Source organism: Flavobacterium sp., assembly GCF_044368625.1.
Lineage (GTDB): Bacteria > Bacteroidota > Bacteroidia > Flavobacteriales > Flavobacteriaceae > Flavobacterium.
This window is the reverse complement of the sequence record NZ_JBIPPD010000013.1, coordinates 1-21,016: the sequence shown is the minus strand read 5'-3', so window position 1 is coordinate 21,016 and position 21,016 is coordinate 1. Positions and strand designations below refer to the sequence as shown.

General features: G+C 37.7%; 18 protein-coding genes. 14 read left to right on the top strand and 4 right to left on the bottom strand.

Annotated elements, in window-relative coordinates; translation table 11 throughout:
* Positions 1 to 80: 80 nt before the first annotated feature.
* The gene (metH, locus tag ACIQ2X_RS02040) at positions 81 to 2,771 is read left to right on the top strand and encodes a methionine synthase (RefSeq protein WP_396177210.1); all 2,691 of its coding nucleotides are present in this window, start codon (positions 81 to 83) and stop codon (positions 2,769 to 2,771) included.
* A gap of 79 nt (positions 2,772 to 2,850) precedes the next feature.
* A complete protein-coding gene (metF, locus tag ACIQ2X_RS02035; protein ID WP_396177209.1) occupies positions 2,851 to 3,807 on the top strand; it encodes a methylenetetrahydrofolate reductase [NAD(P)H] in 957 nt (318 codons plus the stop codon).
* 143 nt (positions 3,808 to 3,950) lie between these two features.
* Here metF and ACIQ2X_RS02030 read toward each other — a convergent pair whose 3' ends face one another.
* Together ACIQ2X_RS02030 and gldA are read right to left on the bottom strand one after the other, a co-directional pair.
* The gene (locus ACIQ2X_RS02030; RefSeq protein ID WP_396177208.1) at positions 3,951 to 5,285 is read right to left on the bottom strand and encodes an ammonium transporter; all 1,335 of its coding nucleotides are present in this window, start codon (positions 5,283 to 5,285) and stop codon (positions 3,951 to 3,953) included.
* Positions 5,286 to 5,635: 350 nt separating this feature from the next.
* The gene (gene gldA, locus ACIQ2X_RS02025; protein WP_396177207.1) at positions 5,636 to 6,532 is read right to left on the bottom strand and encodes a gliding motility-associated ABC transporter ATP-binding subunit GldA; all 897 of its coding nucleotides are present in this window, start codon (positions 6,530 to 6,532) and stop codon (positions 5,636 to 5,638) included.
* Positions 6,533 to 6,738: 206 nt separating this feature from the next.
* Between gldA and ACIQ2X_RS02020 the strand changes: the two genes are divergently transcribed.
* The 11 genes from ACIQ2X_RS02020 to queA all read left to right on the top strand — a co-directional run bounded on the left by ACIQ2X_RS02020 (position 6,739) and on the right by queA (position 17,460).
* Positions 6,739 to 7,821, top strand: a complete 1,083-nt coding sequence (locus tag ACIQ2X_RS02020; protein WP_396177206.1) for a chorismate mutase — start codon at positions 6,739 to 6,741, stop codon at positions 7,819 to 7,821.
* 70 nt (positions 7,822 to 7,891) lie between these two features.
* On the top strand, positions 7,892 to 8,416 hold the full coding sequence (locus tag ACIQ2X_RS02015; RefSeq protein WP_396177205.1) for a hypothetical protein: 525 nt from the start codon (positions 7,892 to 7,894) through the stop codon (positions 8,414 to 8,416).
* Positions 8,417 to 8,501: 85 nt separating this feature from the next.
* Positions 8,502 to 9,485 (top strand): ribosome small subunit-dependent GTPase A, encoded by a 984-nt coding sequence (gene rsgA / locus ACIQ2X_RS02010; RefSeq protein ID WP_396177204.1) that lies wholly within the window; start codon positions 8,502 to 8,504, stop codon positions 9,483 to 9,485.
* 57 nt (positions 9,486 to 9,542) lie between these two features.
* The gene (gene dtd / locus ACIQ2X_RS02005; RefSeq protein WP_396177203.1) at positions 9,543 to 9,995 is read left to right on the top strand and encodes a D-aminoacyl-tRNA deacylase; all 453 of its coding nucleotides are present in this window, start codon (positions 9,543 to 9,545) and stop codon (positions 9,993 to 9,995) included.
* 51 nt (positions 9,996 to 10,046) lie between these two features.
* Positions 10,047 to 11,147, top strand: coding sequence for a DUF3857 domain-containing protein (locus ACIQ2X_RS02000; protein ID WP_396177202.1), 1,101 nt, complete (start codon positions 10,047 to 10,049; stop codon positions 11,145 to 11,147).
* A 39-nt stretch (positions 11,148 to 11,186) separates the two neighbouring features.
* Positions 11,187 to 11,951: a hypothetical protein gene (locus ACIQ2X_RS01995; protein WP_396177201.1), complete on the top strand. Its 765-nt coding sequence runs from the start codon at positions 11,187 to 11,189 to the stop codon at positions 11,949 to 11,951.
* Positions 11,952 to 11,954: 3 nt separating this feature from the next.
* A complete protein-coding gene (locus ACIQ2X_RS01990) occupies positions 11,955 to 13,901 on the top strand; it encodes a DUF3857 domain-containing protein (RefSeq protein WP_396177200.1) in 1,947 nt (648 codons plus the stop codon).
* Between the two features lie 238 nt (positions 13,902 to 14,139).
* Positions 14,140 to 14,466: a nucleotide pyrophosphohydrolase gene (locus tag ACIQ2X_RS01985; RefSeq protein ID WP_396177199.1), complete on the top strand. Its 327-nt coding sequence runs from the start codon at positions 14,140 to 14,142 to the stop codon at positions 14,464 to 14,466.
* 223 nt (positions 14,467 to 14,689) lie between these two features.
* Positions 14,690 to 14,890, top strand: coding sequence for a hypothetical protein (locus ACIQ2X_RS01980; protein WP_396177198.1), 201 nt, complete (start codon positions 14,690 to 14,692; stop codon positions 14,888 to 14,890).
* Positions 14,887 to 16,221 (top strand): 3-phosphoshikimate 1-carboxyvinyltransferase, encoded by a 1,335-nt coding sequence (locus tag ACIQ2X_RS01975; RefSeq protein ID WP_396177197.1) that lies wholly within the window; start codon positions 14,887 to 14,889, stop codon positions 16,219 to 16,221. Before ACIQ2X_RS01980 ends, ACIQ2X_RS01975 begins: the two co-directional genes overlap by 4 nt.
* Positions 16,222 to 16,410: 189 nt before the next feature.
* Complete coding sequence (gene queA / locus ACIQ2X_RS01970; protein WP_396177196.1) at positions 16,411 to 17,460, top strand: tRNA preQ1(34) S-adenosylmethionine ribosyltransferase-isomerase QueA; 1,050 nt, start codon at positions 16,411 to 16,413, stop codon at positions 17,458 to 17,460.
* 168 nt (positions 17,461 to 17,628) lie between these two features.
* On the opposite strand, the gene ACIQ2X_RS01965 is transcribed toward queA, so the two are convergent.
* A complete protein-coding gene (locus ACIQ2X_RS01965; RefSeq protein ID WP_396177195.1) occupies positions 17,629 to 19,143 on the bottom strand; it encodes a GH3 auxin-responsive promoter family protein in 1,515 nt (504 codons plus the stop codon).
* A gap of 98 nt (positions 19,144 to 19,241) precedes the next feature.
* Between ACIQ2X_RS01965 and ACIQ2X_RS01960 the strand changes: the two genes are divergently transcribed.
* On the top strand, positions 19,242 to 20,036 hold the full coding sequence (locus tag ACIQ2X_RS01960) for a DUF2797 domain-containing protein (protein ID WP_396177194.1): 795 nt from the start codon (positions 19,242 to 19,244) through the stop codon (positions 20,034 to 20,036).
* Positions 20,037 to 20,093: 57 nt separating this feature from the next.
* Here the strand turns inward: ACIQ2X_RS01960 and ACIQ2X_RS01955 are convergent.
* On the bottom strand, positions 20,094 to 21,016 hold a 923-nt coding region (locus tag ACIQ2X_RS01955), incomplete at its 5' end, for an AsmA-like C-terminal region-containing protein (RefSeq protein ID WP_396177193.1).

Sequence of the window (21,016 nt, the reverse complement as noted above, 5' to 3'; positions counted from 1 at the left end):
CCTTGTAGGTATTTAGAATAATCGTATAAAACAATAAACCTACAAGGTTCTTTAAAACCTTGCAGGATTAGAAAAGTAAAATGTCAAGAACAAATAAAATAAATTTGCAACTTTCAGGCTTAGAGCCGCTTCTTGTCAACGAAGAATCCGTTTTCGTGAATGTAGGCGAACGAACTAATGTTACAGGTTCGAGAAAGTTTCTTCGTCTCATTCAAGAAGAAAAGTACGAAGAGGCCTTAAATGTGGCGCGAACTCAAGTAGAAGGCGGTGCTCAAATTATTGACATTAATATGGACGAAGGAATGTTGGACGGTGTTTTTGCCATGACCAAATTTCTCAACCTCATTGCAGCCGAACCCGATATTGCAAGAGTTCCCGTAATGATCGACAGTTCAAAGTGGGAAATTATCGAAGCGGGTTTAAAAGTTATCCAAGGAAAAGGTGTTGTAAATTCCATTTCATTAAAGGAAGGCGAGGCTACATTTATCTGTCAAGCAAAACTCATCAAACGCTACGGAGCAGCCGTAATTGTAATGGCTTTTGACGAAAACGGGCAAGCCGATACGTACGAACGACGTATTGAAATTTGTAAACGTAGTTATGAAATATTGGTTGATGTCGTAAATTTTCCCGCTCAAGACATCATCTTCGATCCGAATATCTTTCCAGTTGCAACAGGAATGGACGAACACAAACTGAACGCTTTAGATTTTTTCAGGGCGACAAAATGGATTCGGGAAAACTTGCCGTTTGCTACTATTTCTGGTGGCGTTAGTAATGTGTCATTTTCTTTTAGAGGAAACGACAAAGTTCGCGAAGCGATGCATTCGGCATTTTTGTACCATGCCATCCAAAACGGAATGACCATGGGAATTGTTAATCCCGAGATGCTCGAAATTTACGACCAAATTGACAAAACTTTATTAGATTACGTCGAAGATGTTCTTTTAAACAGAAGAGAAGATGCCACCGAACGACTTTTGGATTTGGCAGAAAAGTTTAAAGGGGAATCAAGCTCGTCTCTCCTTCGGAAAGGGGTTGGGGGTGCGGATTGGAGAAGTGGGACCCTTCAAGAGCGGATTACGCATTCTTTAGTAAAAGGAATCGACGAATTTATCGAAATCGATGTTGAAGAAGCTAGAGTTAATTCCGTGAAAGCGATAGAGGTGATTGAAATAAACCTTATGAAGGGAATGAATGTAGTTGGCGATTTATTTGGAAGCGGAAAAATGTTTTTGCCACAAGTTGTAAAGTCGGCTCGGGTAATGAAAAAAGCGGTGGCGTATTTATTGCCCTACATAAACCTCGAAAAAGATTCGACGACTTCGTCGTCGGCTGGAAAAGTATTGATGGCAACCGTCAAAGGCGATGTACACGATATTGGAAAAAATATAGTGGCGGTAGTTTTGGCTTGCAATAATTTTGAAATAATCGATTTGGGTGTGATGGTGCCGCCTGAAAAAATCATAGAAACAGCAGTGCGTGAAAACGTCGATATTATTGGTTTGAGCGGATTGATTACACCTTCGCTTGACGAAATGGTGTATCTGGCCAAAGAAATGGACAAATTAAATATAAAAATACCCATTATGATTGGTGGTGCAACTACTTCCCGGGCTCATACCGCTGTAAAAATTGCACCAGAATATAAGGAAACAGTTGTGCATGTTAATGATGCTTCCCGGGCGGTTACAGTGGCAAGTAATTTATTGCAGAAAGAAACAAAAGAAACGTATGCAAAAGTCATTCGAGAGGAATACGATAAGTTACGTGAAGGCTATTTGAACAGAAGTCGTGACAAAAATTTCCATTCAATCGAAGCCGCTAGAAAGAACAAATTGAAATTGGATTGGGATAATTGTATACTTGTAAAACCAAATTTTATCGGAATAAAAACCATTGGAGTCGAACTTTCAGAGTTGGTAAGTTTTATCGATTGGACGCCTTTTTTTCAATCTTGGCAATTATTTGGAAAATATCCTGGAATTTTAACGGATCAGGTTGTGGGCGAACAAGCCACAAATTTATTTGCCGATGCCCAAGAAATGCTGCAAAAAATAGTTTCAGAAAAATGGCTGATGGCAAAGGGAGTCCTAGGTATTTTTCCAGCAAATACCATCAACGATGACGATATAGAACTGACAACCCACAACCCACAACCCACAACTTTCCTAACCCTACGCCAACAAAGTATGAAAACATCTGGAGTGCCAAACATTGCACTAGCTGATTTTATCGCTCCAAAAGATTCTGGAAAACAAGATTACATCGGATGCTTTTGTGTGACAACAGGTTTTGGAGTTGATGAAAAAGCTTTGGAATTCGAAAAGCAACTGGACGATTACAATTCTATTATGCTCAAAGCTTTGGCTGATCGATTGGCAGAAGCGTTTGCCGAATATTTACATTTACAGGTTCGTAAGGAAATCTGGGGTTATGCATCTGATGAAAATTTGAATAATTTGGAATTGATAAAAGAATCATATAAAGGTATTCGTCCAGCGCCAGGATATCCAGCTTGTCCCGATCATTTGGAAAAACCCACTATTTTTGAATTACTTGATGTCGAAAAACAAATAGGAGTGACTCTTACCGAGAGTATGGCCATGTGGCCAGCTTCATCGGTGTCTGGCTATTATTTTGCACATCCCGAAAGCAAGTATTTCGGACTCGGAAAAATAAAAGAAGATCAAGTTATCGATTATGCCAAGCGTAGGGGAATTTCAACACAAATGGCAAGGAAGTGGCTTTTGCCGAATATTTCAGAATAATGAAAGTTTCAAGTCTCAGGTTTCAAGTGATCGAAAAACTTGAAACCTGAGACTCGAAACAGTAAAAACTAAAATTTTAATGAAAGTAACAGAACACATAGAAAACGCCAACGGAGCTCCGCTGTTCTCGTTTGAAATCTTGCCTCCTTTGAAGGGGCAAAACATTCAATCTATTTTTGACAGTATTGATCCTTTATTGGAATTCAAACCGCCATTTATAGATGTTACTTACCACCGCGAGGAGTATGAATACAAGGAGTTGCCGAGTGGTTTGTTGCAAAAAAAGATTGTAAAAAAACGTCCCGGAACGGTGGGTATTTGTGCGGCAATTCAAAATAAATACCAGGTTGATGCAATTCCGCATATTTTGTGTGGTGGTTTTTCGAAAGAAGACACAGAAAATTTCTTGATTGATATGGATTTTTTAGGCATACAAAATGTAGTGGCACTTCGCGGTGATGCGGTAAAAAGCGAAACGTATTTTAGACCAGAGAAAGACGGAAATCAATATGCAAGCGAATTAGTTACACAAATTTCCAATCTTAACAATGGCATTTATCTAGACGACGAATTGCAAAATTCCTGTTGCACGAATTTCTGCATTGGCGTGGCGGGCTATCCCGAAAAACATTTGGAGGCCCCGAGTTTGGACAGTGATATTCACTTTTTAAAGCAAAAAATAAAAAATGGTGCTTCGTACATCATCACTCAAATGTTTTTTGACAACCAAAAATTCTTTGATTTTGTGGCCAAATGCCGTAAAGAAGGCATTACCGTTCCCATTATTCCAGGGCTGAAACCCATTGCGACTAAAAAACAATTGAACTTGATTCCGCATCGCTTTAATGTTGATTTACCTGACAATTTGATTATGGAGGTGGTTCGTGCTACTACACCCGAATCGGTAAAGCAAATAGGAATAGAGTGGTGTACGATGCAAAGTAAGGAACTTATTGCAGCTGGAATTCCGGTTTTGCATTATTATTCGATGGGTAAAGCCGAGAATATTAAAGAGATTGCAAAAGAGGTTTTTTAGTTGAGCGTTAATCTGAATGTGTATTTGAATGCGTGAGGGCTTGAGTGGAGCTCTCCCGATTTTTCATCGGGAAGCGGGAACGGAAGCCCGACCCCGATTTTTTCTATCGGGGTCACGCCCAAAAAATTATTCAAATAAAGGTTTTACAAACTTTCGTCGTGTTGTGATAAATCGAGACCTAGGATTTCTGACTCCTCGGAAACGCGAATCGGGATAATGAAATTGGTGATTTTAAACAATGCAATTGCGGAAAAAAATGTAAAAAACGCCACTAATCCTAAGGCCGCTATGTGATGCAAAAAAACGTTCCAACCACCGTGCATCAAACTTGCGTTTTCGCCTTGGGCAAAAATGGCAGTGAGAATCATTCCCATAATTCCTCCAACTCCGTGACAAGCAAAAACGTCGAGGGTGTCGTCGATTTCTTTAAGTTTTTGCCAGTTCAGCGCCAAGTTGGAAACAATTGCAGCACTAAATCCGAAAAAAATACTTTGCGGAATCGTAATAAATCCTGCCGCAGGCGTGATAGCAACCAAACCCACTACGGCACCGATACAAGCTCCTAAAGCAGAAACTTTTCGGCCGTTTATCCGATCAAAAAAGACCCACGTCATCATTGCCGCTGCCGAAGCAATTGTGGTGGTGGCAAAAGCCAATGCAGCTGTACTGTTGGCTGCCAATGCCGAACCGGCATTAAATCCAAACCAACCAAACCATAGCATTCCGGTTCCTAGTAAAACAAAGGGAATGTTGGTAGGAATATGGGCACTGTTTTTTCTTTTGCCTAAAACCAAAACACCTGCCAACGCTGCAAAACCAGCACTCATGTGTACTACTGTTCCTCCAGCAAAATCCTTGACGCCAAAAACGTTGCCCAACATACCGTCGGGATGCCAAACCATGTGACATAGTGGGGTGTAAATGAAAAGTGTAAACAAGCAAACGAACAATAAATAGGCAATAAAACGGACTCTTTCGGCGAACGAACCTGTGATGATGGCAGGAGTGATTACGGCAAATTTCATTTGGAAAAGTGCAAATAAAATAAATGGAACGGTGGAAGCCAATTTGTTATGAGGTTGTGTACCAACATGGTCGAAGAAGGCAAACTCAAATGGATTGCCGATGATGCCATAATAGGTTTCGCCAATAGTAAAACCTATCGAAGTGCCGAAAGCGAGGCTGAAACCAACGGTAACCCAAATCAAACTTACCACGCCCAGGCAAATAAAACTTTGCAACATCGTGGAGATTACGTTGTTCTTGCCCACCATACCGCCGTAGAAAAAAGACAAACCAGGCGTCATGAGTAAAACCAAGCAAGAGGAGGTGAGTAACCAAGCCACATCCGCCGAATTAATTGCACTTCCGTCGGTCATAGAAGGATGAACATCCGACGCGGGTGTCCAAAAAAGAGCAGCTACACTCAACACACACAATAATGTAAAGGAAACAATCCATCTTTTTTCTATTTTCATAATAAATAAGTTTAGACCCTAAAAATATAAGAGCTAAATTAGTAAATTATGTATATAAAAATAAATTTACCCATAAAAAAATAGGGGTAAATTTTTAAATTTATGTTTTTATAGCAGTATTTAAGAAAAGCTGTGGAGGAATATTAGCTTCTGTTTTTACGTTGTTAGTACAGAAAACGATATAAAAAAAGCTGTTCAAGATAAATTCTAGAACAGCTTTTTTAAATGCCAGAGTGGGTGTTTGACTAATGTAAAGTATATTTTAATTCTAGTTATTTAGTAAAAGGAAGAATTTTATTTAGAAGTAGACTAATTTTGTAATCCTTCTCCATTGAACTTGCCGTAGTTATTTACTTTCCCGTAACATCCCTAAACACGGCTTCTAAATTCTTATTCTTTTGATTCAACTGCAACGTTTTCAAACCATTTTCTTGAGCAAAATCAAAAACTGTGGGACGCATATCATTATCAGCCACAAAAGTCAGTTCCCAAATCATGTCGTGAACGTTTTTATAAGAAACCAAATGCGGCAATTTCGCAATCAGTTGTGCTTCAATTTTAAAATCAAATTCAACCTCCAACACTTGTTCTTTGTTGGTCATGATTTGGTTCAGCTTCTTGTCCGTCACAATCACGCCTTTGTCAATGATGATCACGCGGTCGCAAATTGCCTCTACTTCCTGCATGATGTGCGTCGAAAGAAAAACCGTTTTATCACGACCTACATTTTTAATCAATTGCCTAATTTCAACCAACTGGTTTGGGTCTAATCCCGTTGTAGGTTCGTCGAGAATCAACACATCTGGATTGTGCAGCAACGCATTAGCAAGTCCCACACGTTGTCGGTAACCTTTAGAAAGTTGGCCAATTTTCTTATGACTTTCAGGCGTCAAACCCGTCAAATCGATCACTTCCTGGATTCTGCTTTTCGCCACCGTATGAATATCGGCATTAAAAGCCAAATATTCTTTGACATACAAATCCAAATACAACGGATTGTGTTCTGGTAAGTATCCCACCGACTTTTGAACTAACTGTTCCTGGGCAGCAACATCAAAGCCATTTACGAATGCAGCACCCGAATCGGCATTAATATAGGTCGTCAAAATTTTCATCAACGTTGATTTTCCAGCGCCATTTGGACCCAGGAAACCCACGATTTCGCCTTTTTGTATAGAAAATGAAATGTTATCCAAGGCCTTTTGAGTGCCATAACTTTTTGAAAGAGCTGTAACTTCTATTGACATGTCATTTGATTTGAAACAAAAGTAGCAAAAAGCGTGGATAAATTTAGTTTCTCTTTTTTAATAGCCCATAATTTATGTTCAAGATACACTAGTTCTTCGCTTCTTTGCGCGACGCTTTCCTAGTGTCTTTGCGGTAAACTAAAAACGACTCTTAAAAAAAACCTATACTTTATTCCCAAAAAATAGAATAGTACTACATTTGCGCTATGGAAATTACAGCAGCAAACAGAAATTGGTTGGACCAACTCAATTTAACCCATCCGCTTGTTTTAGCGGGACCTTGTAGTGCCGAAACGGAGACACAAGTTTTACAAATTGCACATGAATTAAAAGATTCGGATGTGTCTATTTTTAGAGCCGGCATCTGGAAACCCCGTACAAGACCTGGAGGTTTTGAAGGAGTAGGAGCGATTGGACTAAAATGGTTGCAAAAAGCAAAAGCCGAAACGGGTTTGTTAATGGCTGTGGAAGTTGCGAATGCGACGCATGTAAAACTGGCACTTGAACACGACATCGACGTGTTGTGGATTGGCGCTCGAACCACTGTAAACCCATTTGCTGTGCAAGAAATTGCCGATGCTTTGCAAAATACCGATAAAATTGTATTGGTCAAAAATCCTGTAAACCCCGATTTGAGTTTGTGGATTGGGGGAGTAGAACGTTTGTTTCGTGCAGGAATCAAAAATCTTGGCGTCATCCACCGAGGATTTTCGGTGTATGAAAAAACAAAATACCGCAACAATCCGGAATGGCAAGTAGCGATTGATTTGCAAAATCGTTTTCCGATGTTGCCTCTTATTTGCGATCCATCGCACATCACTGGAAGACGCGACATGATTCAGGAAGTTTCACAACAAGCGCTTGATTTAAACTACGACGGGTTGATAATTGAAACGCATATTGATCCCGATAATGCTTGGAGCGATGCGGCTCAACAAGTCACTCCCACACGGTTAAAAGAAATTTTTGAAGATTTGAAAGTAAAAAAGAAAAGCAGCGAAAGTGCTTCTTATTTATTGGAAATTGCCAAACTTAGAACCAAAATTGATGCTTCGGATAGTAAATTGCTAGAAATTATGGGCGAACGAATGAAAATTTCGGAAGCCATCGGAAATCTGAAAAAGGAAAATAAAATTGCTGTACTGCAAAACCAACGTTGGATGCAAATTTTAGAACGAATGAAAGAGGAGGGAAGCCAAAAAGGTTTGAGCGAGGCGTTTATTTTGAACTTTTTTAAGGCCATTCACCAAGAAAGTATCAGTCATCAAGAGAAAGTGATAAATAAATGATAATCATTGATTTAATTTTTTTAAATTTTTTTTGTATTATTGCTCGAATTTTAAAACAGAAACAAAACAAATGAAAAAATTTATTTTAGCTCTAATCCTTTCAGTAGGATTTTCACAAGCAAATGCACAAGTTGACGTAATCACTAAACACAGTGGTGAGGTGGTTAATGGAAAAGTTATTCGAGTTGAAGAATACGTTGTAGTATTTAAATACGATGGTGAAGACGCCGAAAACTCCATAGGAAAATACGCTATTGAAAAAGTGGTTTATGGAAAATCAGGACGTGTGGAAGAAATGACTGAAAAAATTGTGATCAGCGGAGAAGCAGATTGGGAAAAAGTAGTGATTTTAGAAGAAAAGTCATACATCGCTGGATTGAAAAAAGGCGGAGAAGTTAGAGGAAAAACGGGTTTAATTAACTTTCAAACCGGAAATACAGGAGATAAAAAAGCGCAAAAGAAATTAAAAATGGATGCCGCTAAATTAGGTTGTCCATTCGTACTTTTAACAGCGGATAAAACAACTGTAGGGGCTAATTCAAATGCATTGGGTGGAACTCAAGCCATTAAAACTGGAGTAGCTTACAAATATTAATACTTCAATCGAATAAATAAAAGTTGTCAGAAATGGCAACTTTTTTTTTGCCTCAATTTTTCAATCAAAGTAGTATCTTTGCATAATGACAGGAATTGTTTACAAATCTACAGGAAGCTGGTATACCGTTAAGGGGTCGGATGGTGTTTTTATCGAATGTCGAATCAAAGGAAAATTCAGGATGAAGGGAATCAAAAGTACCAATCCTATTGCCGTGGGCGATCATGTGGATTTTGAACTTGATGAAACATCGGATAAAATTACAGGTTCAATTAACACCATTCACGATCGAAACAATTACATTGTTCGAAAATCAGTGAATTTATCGCATCACATGCACATCATCGCTTCGAACATTGACCGGGTTTTTTTGTTGATTACGGTAAATAATCCCCCAACGACTTTCAATTTTATCGACCGTTTCTTAGTTACTGCCGAAGCGTACGGAATTGAAACTATTTTGGTTTTTAATAAAATAGACACTTTTGATGAGGCTACTTTGGACGAACAATTGTACATGCAACATGTGTATCAAGAAATCGGCTACCAATGTTTGCGGGTTTCTTCTACAGAAATGAAAGGGATTGAGCAACTCAAGGAATTAATGACAGGAAAAGTAAGCATGTTTTCAGGACATTCTGGTGTGGGAAAATCAACATTGGTTAATGCAATGGAGCCTTCCTTAGATTTAAAAACCAAAGTAATTTCAGAAGCAAGTAAACAAGGCCAACACACCACAACATTTGCAGAAATGTACGATTTGAGTTTTGATGCTCGAATTATTGATACACCTGGAATCAAAGGTTTTGGTATGGTCGATATGGAGCCCTCGGAAATAAGCGGTTATTTCCCCGAATTTTTTAAGTTGCAAGACCAATGTAAGTTCAATAATTGTTTGCACAAAGAAGAACCACACTGTGCAATAAAAAAAGCCTTGGAAAAAGACGAAATCGCTTGGTCGCGTTATAGAAGTTACCTCAAAATCCTCGAAGGCGACGACGAACATTACCGAACCGATATTTACAACGATGATCGGATTGCGAGTGATGATTCTAGAAAAAGTGAGTAATCCGTTTTCAGTTGACAGTATCAGTTTCAACTTTAACTCCTAAATCCTAAATCAATAATGAAAGCCGTTATCCAAAGAGTTTCTGCTGCATCGGTTACCGTTGAAAACCAAATCGTAGGTCAAATCCAATCCGGATTACTGGTTTTTGTAGGAATTGAAACAGTCGATTCGCAAGAAGATAGTATTTGGCTCACCCAAAAAATCGTAAACCTCCGCATTTTTGCCGATGAAAATGGAGTAATGAATAAATCGGTTAAAGATATTGATGGCGAAATCTTGGCAATCAGTCAATTCACACTTCATGCTTCAACCAAAAAAGGCAACCGACCTTCGTACATAAAAGCGGCTCGACCCGAAATTTCAATTGCACTTTATGAGTCTTTCTTAAAACAATTGGCAACCGAATTTCAAAAACCCGTTCAAGCTGGCATTTTTGGGGCGGATATGAAAATAGCACTCGTAAACGATGGACCTGTAACTATTTTGATTGACACAAAAAATAGAGAATAATAATGTTAATTATTCCTAAAAATTATATATTTATAGAAAAATTTTTCAGCCATGAAACTTTTCAACTCTATTTTATGCCTTTTCGTTTTTTTTGCAACCTATTCCCAAAATCAGCAGTACAATGTTGTCACTATTCCCGATAATTTAATAGAAAACGCCAATTCTGTTGTACGTTTAAATTACAAAAATATTGAAATTTCCTCTCGTAAATTAATGACAATTTCCACAAAGAGAGTAGTAACAATATTGAATGAAACAGGATTGGAATCCATGGATGCTGCGGAATACTTTAGCAGTTCGAGTAAAATAAAATCCATTGAAGCCGTAATTTTAAATAAAGAAGGCGCCGAAATTAAGCGAATAAAGCGCCGTGATTTTAAAGAAAATTCTGTTTCGGAGGGTTCGGTAGTTACGGATAATAAACTGCTATTTCTAGATTATACACCCATTATGTTTCCGTTTACATTAATTTACGAAAGTGTAGTCGAAACATCCAATACCGCTTTTATTCCTTCTTGGTATCCGATTGAAAACAGGCATCAAAGTGTCGAAAATAGCACCTATTCGATAAATTATCAGTCGGAGTTAGGGTTCAAATACAAGGAATTTAATTTTGAAAATCACCCAAATATTTCGAAAGAGGAGAAAGGCAATACATTGCATTTTACGGCAAAAAATAGGACGGCGATTAAAAATGAGGAGTACGCTCCCTCTTACCAGTCCTTTTTTCCTTATGTCATGTTTGGATTGACTTCTTTTCACCTCGAAGGAGTTGATGGAGTGGCTTCGGATTGGAAAAATTTTGGTTTATGGATGTACGAAAGCCTTTTGAAAAACACAGACGAAATTCCGATTGAAACACAAAATAAGGTTAAAAATCTGGTTGGCAATGAAAAAAATCCTTTAGAAATTACCAAAATAATCTATAAGTATGTACAGGACAAAACGCGGTACATCAGTATTCAGTTAGGAATCGGTGGGTGGAAACCGATGCTTGCCAAAGACGTGGATCGTTTGGGTTATGGCGATTGTAAAGCACTTACAAACTTCACACGATCGCTTTTACAAATCGTGGGGGTGCCATCTTATTATACCGTAATTTATGGCGATTCTGATGTCAGAAATTTGCAAGAAGATTTTGTTTCCATGTAAGGAAACCACGTTATTTTAGGCGTTCCAATTGATGGTAAAATGTATTGGTTGGAATGTACAAGTCAGCTTAATCCGTTTGGTTTTCAAGGAGATTTTACCGATCAACGAACCGCTTTACTAATTAAACCCGAAGGAGGCGAAATTGTGAAAACGCCAGAATCTTCAGCTAATCAAAATTCGCAATTGTCAAAAGGGTCTTTTAGCATTGATGTGCAAGGAAGTCTTTCGGGTAATGTGATGATAAAATCTAAAGGCATTCAATATGAAAATAAATTCCATATAGAGACAAAGTCACAAGAAGAGTTAAACAAGTTTTATAATAATTATTTTTGGCACATCAACAATTTAAAATTGCAGAACGTGAAGTTAAATAACAACAAAGATGCGATTGAATTTAAGGAGGAAATTGCTATTGTTGCGCCAAATTTTGCCAGTCTAAATTCAGGGCGATTGATGTTTTCACTCAATGCTTTCAACCCTACAAAAGCGGTACCACAACGCTACCGTACTCGTATGAATCCGTTTGAAATTGCAAGAGGTTTTTATGATTACGATGAAATTGAAATTAATTTACCTGCAGAATTTGTTATTGAAGCCAAACCCGAAGCTACTGAGTATAAAGATAAATTTGGATTTTATAAAACCGAATACAGCATTGTGACCCCAAACAAATTGATTTACAAAAGAACGTATCAAGTCAATCCAGGATATTTCAAGAAAGAGGATTACGAGGATTTTAGAAAATTTAGAGAAAGTGTAGCCAAAATGGACAACGCCAAAATAGTACTGATAAAAAAAACATAAATTATGAACCACAAACTGATTTCTCTGATCACCATTTTTTTTATTACCACATCTGCAATTAGTCAGAAGTATAATTTTAACAAAGTAACTGTCGAAGAGCTTGCCGAAAAAGTGCATCCTATGGATTCGTCTGCAGCAGCAGCCCTACTTTTCAAGACCGGAAAAGTTTCTTTTGAACTCTCCTTCGAGGGTACTTTTACACTCGTTCAAGAAGTAAAAACAAAGATTAAGATTTATAATAAAGAAGGATATTCTTTTGCAAATGTAGAAATTCCTTACTACACAGGCGGTCAATCCGTTCGCTTGTTTTTTGATGATGCCGCAACGTATAATTTAGTAGATAATAAAGTGGAACGTACCAAGCTGAAGAGCGATGGTGAATTTCAAGAGAAAGTAAATGAAAATTATTCCTTAAAAAAAATCACACTTCCCAACGTCAAAGAAGGAAGTATCATTGAGTTTAAGTATACACTAAAAACACCCTACTTTAATTTTTTACCGGATTGGTATTTTCAATATTCCATTCCAGTAAACAACATTCAATACGAAGTTTTAATTCCACAATATTTTTCGTACCAACGCTTTTTGAAAGGATTTGAACAAATTAACGCTTCCGACGAGGAAGTAGTTCTTTCTGCTAATGGACGATACAATAATTCACGGATTATATACACCGGGTCAAATATTAAAGCAATAAAAGAAGAACCCTATGTCAACAATATGGACAATTACACTTCGATGATTCAGTATGAACTGGCTTCCACAAATTTTCCAAGCAACGGAATTGTTAATTACTCTACCGATTGGGAATCGGTTGCAAAAACCATTTACGAATCGGAATATTTTGGAAGAGAGGTTGCAAAAACTTCCTATTATGAAGCCGATTTAGAAGAATTAATTAAAGGTAAAGTGAGCCGCGGCGAACGAATCACAGCCATTTTTGATTTTGTAAAGAACCGAATGAACTGGAATGAAAAAATGGGTTACTACACGGATTTAGGAGTAAAAAAAGCCTATACTGAAAAAATCGGGAATGTTGCTGATATTAATTTGATGCTTGTTTCCATGCTCCGTGAAGCGCAAATTAAATGCAACCCCGTTTTGGTAAGTACGCGTTCAAACGGTATTTCGGTTTTTCCTAATCGGGGCGCTTATAATTATGTAATCGCTGGTGTCGAATTAGACAAGGAAATCATACTATTGGATGCCACCACAAAAAACGCCATGCCCAACATACTTCCGATAGAGGTTTTAAATTGGAAAGGACGAATAATACGCGAAAATAAAACTTCTTCAGAGGTGGATTTAATGCCTAAAGTAAATTCTAAAGAAACCATAACGGTTTTAGCAAACATGGACGAGAACGGAAAAGTTTCGGGCAAAATAAGAGATCAGTATTTTGATTATAACGGTTATTTATTTAGAGAAAATAATTTGTCGAAGTCTAAAGATTCTTATCTGGAAAGTATGGAAAAAAGATATCCTGGACTAGTAGTTGGAGCCTACGTCGTAACGAACGAAAAAGAGCTGACAAAACCCATTGTTGAAACCATAGATTTTACCAATGATAATGTATCGGAACGCATTGGAGATAAAATTTACTTCAATCCTATGTTGCATTTTGCAACTAAAGTGAATCCATTTAAACAAGAAAAAAGAGACTACCCACTTGATTTTGCGTTTCCTTATCAGGACAAATACAGCATTACAATCAATATTCCTGAAGGGTATGCCATCGAATCACTACCAAAACCACTTGCAATTGGAATGGAACAAAACATTGCCAATTTTATCTACAATATTGTTGCTAACGGAAATCAAATTCAATTGGCTGCAACCGTTGAAATCAATTATTCAACCATAGCACCCAATCAGTATGCATCGTTAAAGATGTATTATAAAGAGATGATTGACAAACAAAATGAAAAAGTGGTTTTAAAAAAATTATAATCGCTAATCAAAAACACGCGAGGGATTGAAATTGTCAATGAAAGGAACGAAGCAATCACGCTTAATCACTTGGTTTGCTTCGTACCTTTTACTATTTTCAAAGACAAAAAAACAGGTGGATTAGAAAGTAAAAAGATAAATATAAAGCTACGAAAAACGATTTGTAGAAACGAAGCCTAACAAATCATGTACTCGTAATCGATAAATACTAACAGATTGCTTCGTATATTGCAACGATATGAACCTACAAAATTCCCAACTCGAAGTTGATAACTGGATCAAAAAACACGGCGTTCGCTACTTTAACGAACTCACTAATATGGCACAACTTACTGAAGAAGTAGGCGAAGTGGCACGAATTATTGCCCGACGGTATGGCGAACAATCCGAAAAGGAAAGCGACAAAAATAAAGACCTTGGCGAAGAACTTGCCGATGTGGTTTTTGTGGTGCTTTGTCTAGCCAATCAAACAGGAATTAATTTACAACAAGCTTTTGACAAAAAAATGGAGCTTAAATCCAATCGCGACAAAGACCGTCATAAAAACAACGAAAAACTGAAATAATGAACCCCAATATAAAACGCTTTTTAGTTATTTTTGCACTTGTCGCAATAATTAATTTTGTGCTTTTTTATTTCCTAGAAGAAGACCGGAATTGTGTTTTCGAGTGGGGAAGTAAATGTTCCAATTCGTTTTTTATTCGAACATGTTTTCAAGTGATTTTTATGAGTATTTTGTTTTTTTACTTAGGTCGAAATAAGAAAATTGATAAACAATAAAGTAATTTATGAAAGCAAAAAGCATTACCTTTTTTGTAGGTTTTATAGTTATGGGATTGGCTTATGGAGCTATTCTTTATTTTTTTAGAGAGGAATCCTCTACTCAAGAAATAATTTATCAAGCCCTTATTTTTGGATTCGGTTGGGGTTTAGCAGAAGTTTTTGTATTTCCTTGGATCCGAAAACGTTTTGGAAAAGAAAAAAAATGAATATTCAACTGCATCAATCCAATTTAAGAAGTAATTCAACAATAACCATTACAGGTTCAAAATCCGAAACCAATCGATTGTTGTTGTTGCAAGCCCTATTTCCAGAAATACAATTGAAAAACACGTCCAATTCCGACGATTCAGAAGTGATGCTCAAAGCACTCTCTGTAATTCTTAACAGCTCCCCTCCTTTGGAGGGGTTGGGGGAGGCTCCCAAATCCCAAATCATCGACGTTCACCACGCCGGAACAGCGATGCGATTTCTCACGGCTTATTTTGCTACTCAACCCGACCGAGAAGTGATTTTAACCGGTTCATCGAGAATGAAAGAACGTCCTATTCATGTATTGGTCGAAGCGCTAAATAGTTTGGGCGCTCAAATTTCCTATCAAGAAAAAATCGGATTCCCGCCTTTAAAAATCAAAGGCGTTGTTCTCGAAAAAAATACGGTTTCGATGATAGCCAACACCAGTAGTCAATACATTTCGGCTTTGCTATTAATCGCTCCAAAGTTGAAAACCGGTTTAAAATTAAATTTAATAGGAGAGATTACCTCGTTGCCCTATATCCAAATGACGTTGGGATTATTAAACGAAATTGGGGTAGAAACTACGTTTGAAAACAATTTAATATCCATCGAACCCAACACCCAACACCCAACACCCAACACCCAACATCCCACACCCAACACCCAACATCCCACACCCCACACCCTTACCATAGAATCCGACTGGTCGTCTGCTTCCTATTTTTATTCGTTAGTCGCCCTCTCCGAAATCGGAACTCAAATTACACTTTCAAGTTACAGGAAGAACAGTCTTCAAGGCGATAGCGCTTTGGTAGAAATTTATAAAAACTTTGGAGTGGAAACAGTTTTTAACAACAATAATTCAATTACAATCTCAAAAGTAAGCGTTCACAACTCCTTCCCCTTTGGAAAAGGTTGGGATGGGGCTAATTCTCCCGATATCGCGCAAACCATTGCAGTAACTTGTTTTGGACTCGGAATTGGATGTACACTTACAGGTTTACACACGTTGAAAATAAAAGAAACCGACCGACTTCAAGCACTAAAAACAGAGCTCACAAAACTTGGAGCAACCATTTCTGTAACTGACAGTACTTTGACTTTGAGTCCTGGCTCCCCTCCTTCGGAGGGGTTGGGGGAGGCTATAAAAACCTATCAAGACCATCGAATGGCGATGGCATTTGCACCATTGGCACTAAAAACCACCCTTATTATTGAAGATGCCGAAGTTGTATCCAAATCCTATCCCGATTTTTGGAACGACCTAAAAAACTGCGGAATTGCCTTCGAAGAAATTTTTTAGCAACTTTATTAACATACTTTTAAGTGTAATGCTCTTTTATTTTAAAGGCCAAGCCTTGTACAGCATGAGATGTTAAAAATAAAAGTCGTTTTACTTGACAACGCCTATCTCACAATCGTATATTTGCAACCGAAAGATCTCCGGGTGTTCTTAAATCCTAAATCCTTCATCTAAAATCTAAAATACAGTATGAAATTATCTCATTTCTCTTTCAATTTACCCAAAGAACTTCTTGCAGAATACCCAGCCGAAAATCGCGACGAATCCCGATTAATGGTCATCAACCGCGAAAAAAAGACGATTGAACACAAAATGTTCAAAGACGTCATCGACTATTTTGACGAAGGCGATGTGTTGATTTTGAATAATACCAAAGTGTTTCCAGCACGTTTGTACGGAAATAAAGAAAAAACAGGCGCCAGAATCGAAGTCTTTTTGTTAAGAGAACTCAATGCCGAACAACGTTTGTGGGATGTGCTCGTTGATCCAGCCCGTAAAATCAGAATTGGAAATAAACTCTATTTTGGCGACGACGACTCGTTAGTAGCTGAGGTAATTGATAATACTACATCTCGCGGCCGAACCCTTCGCTTTTTGTACGACGGTTCTTACGAAGAATTCAGAAACAAGTTGACCGAATTAGGCGAAACACCGATTCCTAAATACATCAACCGCGAGGTAAACGAGGATGATAAGGAACGTTACCAAACCATTTATGCCAAAGAAGAAGGAGCTGTTGCCGCACCAACTGCAGGTTTGCACTTTTCTAAACATTTAATGAAACGTCTTGAAATCAAAGGAGTTGACTTTGCTGAAGTAACGCTTCACGTAGGTCTAGGAACCTTTAATCCGGTGGAAGTAGAAGATCTATCAAAGCACAAAATGGATTCTGAGGAACTTAAAATCACTCAAGAAGCGTGTGATATTGTCAACAATGCCAAATTGCATAAAAAACGCATTTGTGCCGTAGGAACTACCTCGATGCGTGCCATTGAAAGCGCCGTTTCTTCCGCTAGAACTTTAAATACCTTCGACGGTTGGACTAATAAATTTATTTTTCCACCACACGATTTCAGTATTGCCAACTGTATGATTACCAATTTTCACACACCAAAATCGACCTTATTGATGATGGTTTCTGCTTTTACAGGTCATGATTTAATGAAAAAAGCCTACGAAGAAGCTGTCAAAGAAAACTATAAATTCTATTCATACGGCGATGCGATGTTAATCATCTAATTCCAATTTTAAATATATCCTAAAAATCCTTTCAGCAATGAGAGGATTTTTTTTGGGCGTTCCCCAAGGGTCGTGCTGTCCGCTGTATCCCCGATGAAAAATCGGGGGATGCCGCTTCCATCACTAACGCGGTCCTTCTTTACACAGAAAATGTAGTTTTTGAACAGCTTACTTATTCAATTCCAGCAATTGTTCTACATATTCCCGTTGATTCGAAAGTCTCGGGATTTTATTTTGACCTCCTAATTTATTTTGATTTTTCAACCAATCGTAAAATAAATTGGGTCGTGCCGCATGAACAATCGGAGCGTTCAGCGTCATGTTGTTGTAGCGTTTCGCCTCGTAATCTGAGTTTAAGGATTGCAAGGTTTCGTCCAAAACTTTTGTGAAAAGCGTTAAATCGGTTGGATTGTTTCTAAATTCGATGATCCATTCGTGAGCCCCTTTTTCTTTGCCTTCCATAAAAACGGGTGCTACCGAATAATCAATCATTTCTGTATGCGTCACTTTGCAGGCTTTGGCAATCGCATTGTCGGCATTTTCGATAATCAACTCTTCACCAAAAACATTGATGTGGTGTTTGGTTCTTCCTGTAACTCGAATGCGATAGGGGTTTAAAGAAGTAAACCGCACCGTATCGCCAATTTGGTACCGCCACAATCCCGAATTGGTGGTAATTACAATAGCATAATTTTTAAAAATTTCAACATCAGCAAGCCTGATAATTTTTTGTTGAGGCGTCCCGTACGTATCCATCGGAATAAATTCGTAGAAAATTCCATAATCCAACATCAACAACAAATCACTCGAATTATTTAAATCTTGGATGGCAAAAAAGCCTTCCGAAGCATTGTATATTTCGTAATACTGAAAATCAGAATTGGGAAATATTTTTTTGTACTGTTCTTTATACGGGTCAAAACTCACGCCACCGTGAAAATAAACTTCGGCATTGGGCCACACTTCGAGTAAATTGGTTTTTTGGGTTTCTTCCAAAACTTTGTTCAAAAGAACCAGCATCCAAGACGGTACACCCGCCAAACTGGTAACATTTTCGTTACGCGTTTCATTGACAATAGCACCTAACTTCACGTTCCAATCGTCCATAAGCGATACTTTGTTGCTTGGTGTACTGCTAAATTCGGCCCAAAGTGGCATGTTTTCAATCAAAATTGCCGATAAATCACCAAAAAAAGTATTGTTGTCGGCATACAATTGTTTGCTTCCGCCCAAACGCAAACTTTTTCCTGTAAACATTTGCGAATCTTCGTTGTTATTGAGGTACAGTGAAAGTAAATCTTTGGCAGCTTTGTAATGGCAATTTTCAAGGGCATCCGAACTTACAGGGATAAACTTACTTTTGGAATTGGTCGTTCCGCTGGATTTTGCAAACCATTTTATCGGCGAAGGCCAAAATATATTTTGAGCGCCTTTTCGGGTTTGTTCGATTAAAGGTTCGAGACATTCATAGGTAGAAATTTGAACCCGATCGGCAAAATTTTGATAGGATTTGATGCTCTCAAAATTGTATTCCAGTCCGATTTGTGTTCGCTCTGCGGTGCGAATGAGATTCAACAACAATTCTTCTTGAACCTCATTTGGGTATTTCATAAACAATTCAATCTGATGAATTCGTTTTTTTAACAGCCACGAGGCAACAGAATTAATTATAGATAAAGCCATTTTAAAAGTTAAATTATGATAATGCGGGTTGAATTTCTAACTTTACCAAAAATAGCAAAAAAACAGTCCAAATTACTTATTCCTAATTTTAAAATACGATGACTTACGGAGGAACGCTCACTAAAATGCAAACCGAATTGGGCAATCCCATTCAATATTATCTTGTTTTTGAAAATAGTTTTCTAAACGTCAATCAGTTACTGGGTAAGGAAATGGAAATTGTTTTCGATGGTTTTCAGTGTTTGAATTGCGGAAAAAGTAAAAAAATTTTCCGTCAAGGCTTTTGCTACGATTGCTTTTACAGCAGTCCCGCCGTGGGCGATTGGATCATGAAACCCGAATTGAGTACCGCACATTTGGGAATTGAAGACCGCGATTTGGCCTATGAAGCTCGGGTACAATTGCAACCGCATGTAGTTTATTTTGCATCGTCGAGCGAATTGAAAGTAGGAGTGACCCGAAATACGCAAATCCCGACACGATGGATCGACCAAGGAGCCGAACAAGCATTGGCCATTGTGGAAGTTCCCAACCGCTACTTGGCGGGAATCACCGAGGTTGCTTTAAAAAATCATTTTGCCGATAAAACCAATTGGCGAAAAATGCTCACGAATGACGTGGTATCCATTGATTTGTTAGCCGAAAAAACTAAAGTGCAGCATTTGCTTCCGTCAGAAGTGCTTGATTATTTTGATATCAATGCTTTTAAGGCTACTCCATTGTATTATCCTGTTTTAGAATATCCGAAAAAAATCGCAAGTCTCAGTTTGGATAAAACACCTAATTTTAAAGGGATATTGACTGGAATAAAAGGGCAATATTTGATTTTTGAGGACGGAACGGTTTTTAATATCAGAAGTAATGAAGGTTATAAAGTACGGATTTTGGTGTGAAAAAAATGTCCTTTTAAACACGATTTAAAAGGACACTTGAATTATTTAAGGAACAAATTACTTCTTTTTCCCTCCAAATAATCCGTTAATCAAATCTTTGGCTTTGTCTTTTACCGCTTCTTCTTTAGTGGGTGTTTTGGTCGAATCTTTAGGTTTACTGTTTCCTTTGATAATGTTTTGTAGTGCATTCGTTCCTTGATTGATCAACTTGTCTTTTTGCTGTTTTACCAATTGGTTGGCCAAATTGGTTACCGCTTGTTTCATATCAGTCGAAATTTTAGGACTTCCAAAATTACCCGTTACCATTGCATTTACTGGGATGTTTTCTAATTTAGCGGATTCCGCAGGTGTCAACTTTGCCAACAAAGCGGTTACTTCAGATCCTAAATATTTAGCGGGAACGTTGAATTTTAAATCATAATTCATCGATTGGTCAAAACCATGTGATCCACCAACGGTAACTTTGATGTCTTGGTATTTCAGGTCAATGGGTTTCACATTTACTTTACCATCCTTGAACGTCAAATTGGCTTTTAGATCATTCAAATTAATTTTACTGATGTCAATAAATTTTATATTGCTTCCTAAAGCACTTAATAAAGTAGAATTTTTAGCATTTACAGTGGTCGACAACAGCTGTCCAAATAAATCTCCCGTTAGTGTTTTTAAATCAGGAGTCATTTCTTTGGCATCTAAATTACCATTCAAATGAATTTTCGAATTTATTTTTCCGTTGATGATTCCTGCTATTGGTGCAATGTTTTTGAGCATTTCCAGCTGTGTAAACGATTTTTGAATATCAACTTGGTTTAAACCCAGTTCCATCGCAAATGTAGGTACTTTGCTTTTGGTAGAAACGGTTCCGTTGGCGGTAATCAATCCGTCAAAAATATTGGTTTTCACATTTTGTAAAGTCACCGCTTGGTCTTTTACAATCAATTTTCCAGAAACATCTTTCAAAGTTAAATTGTCGTATAAAA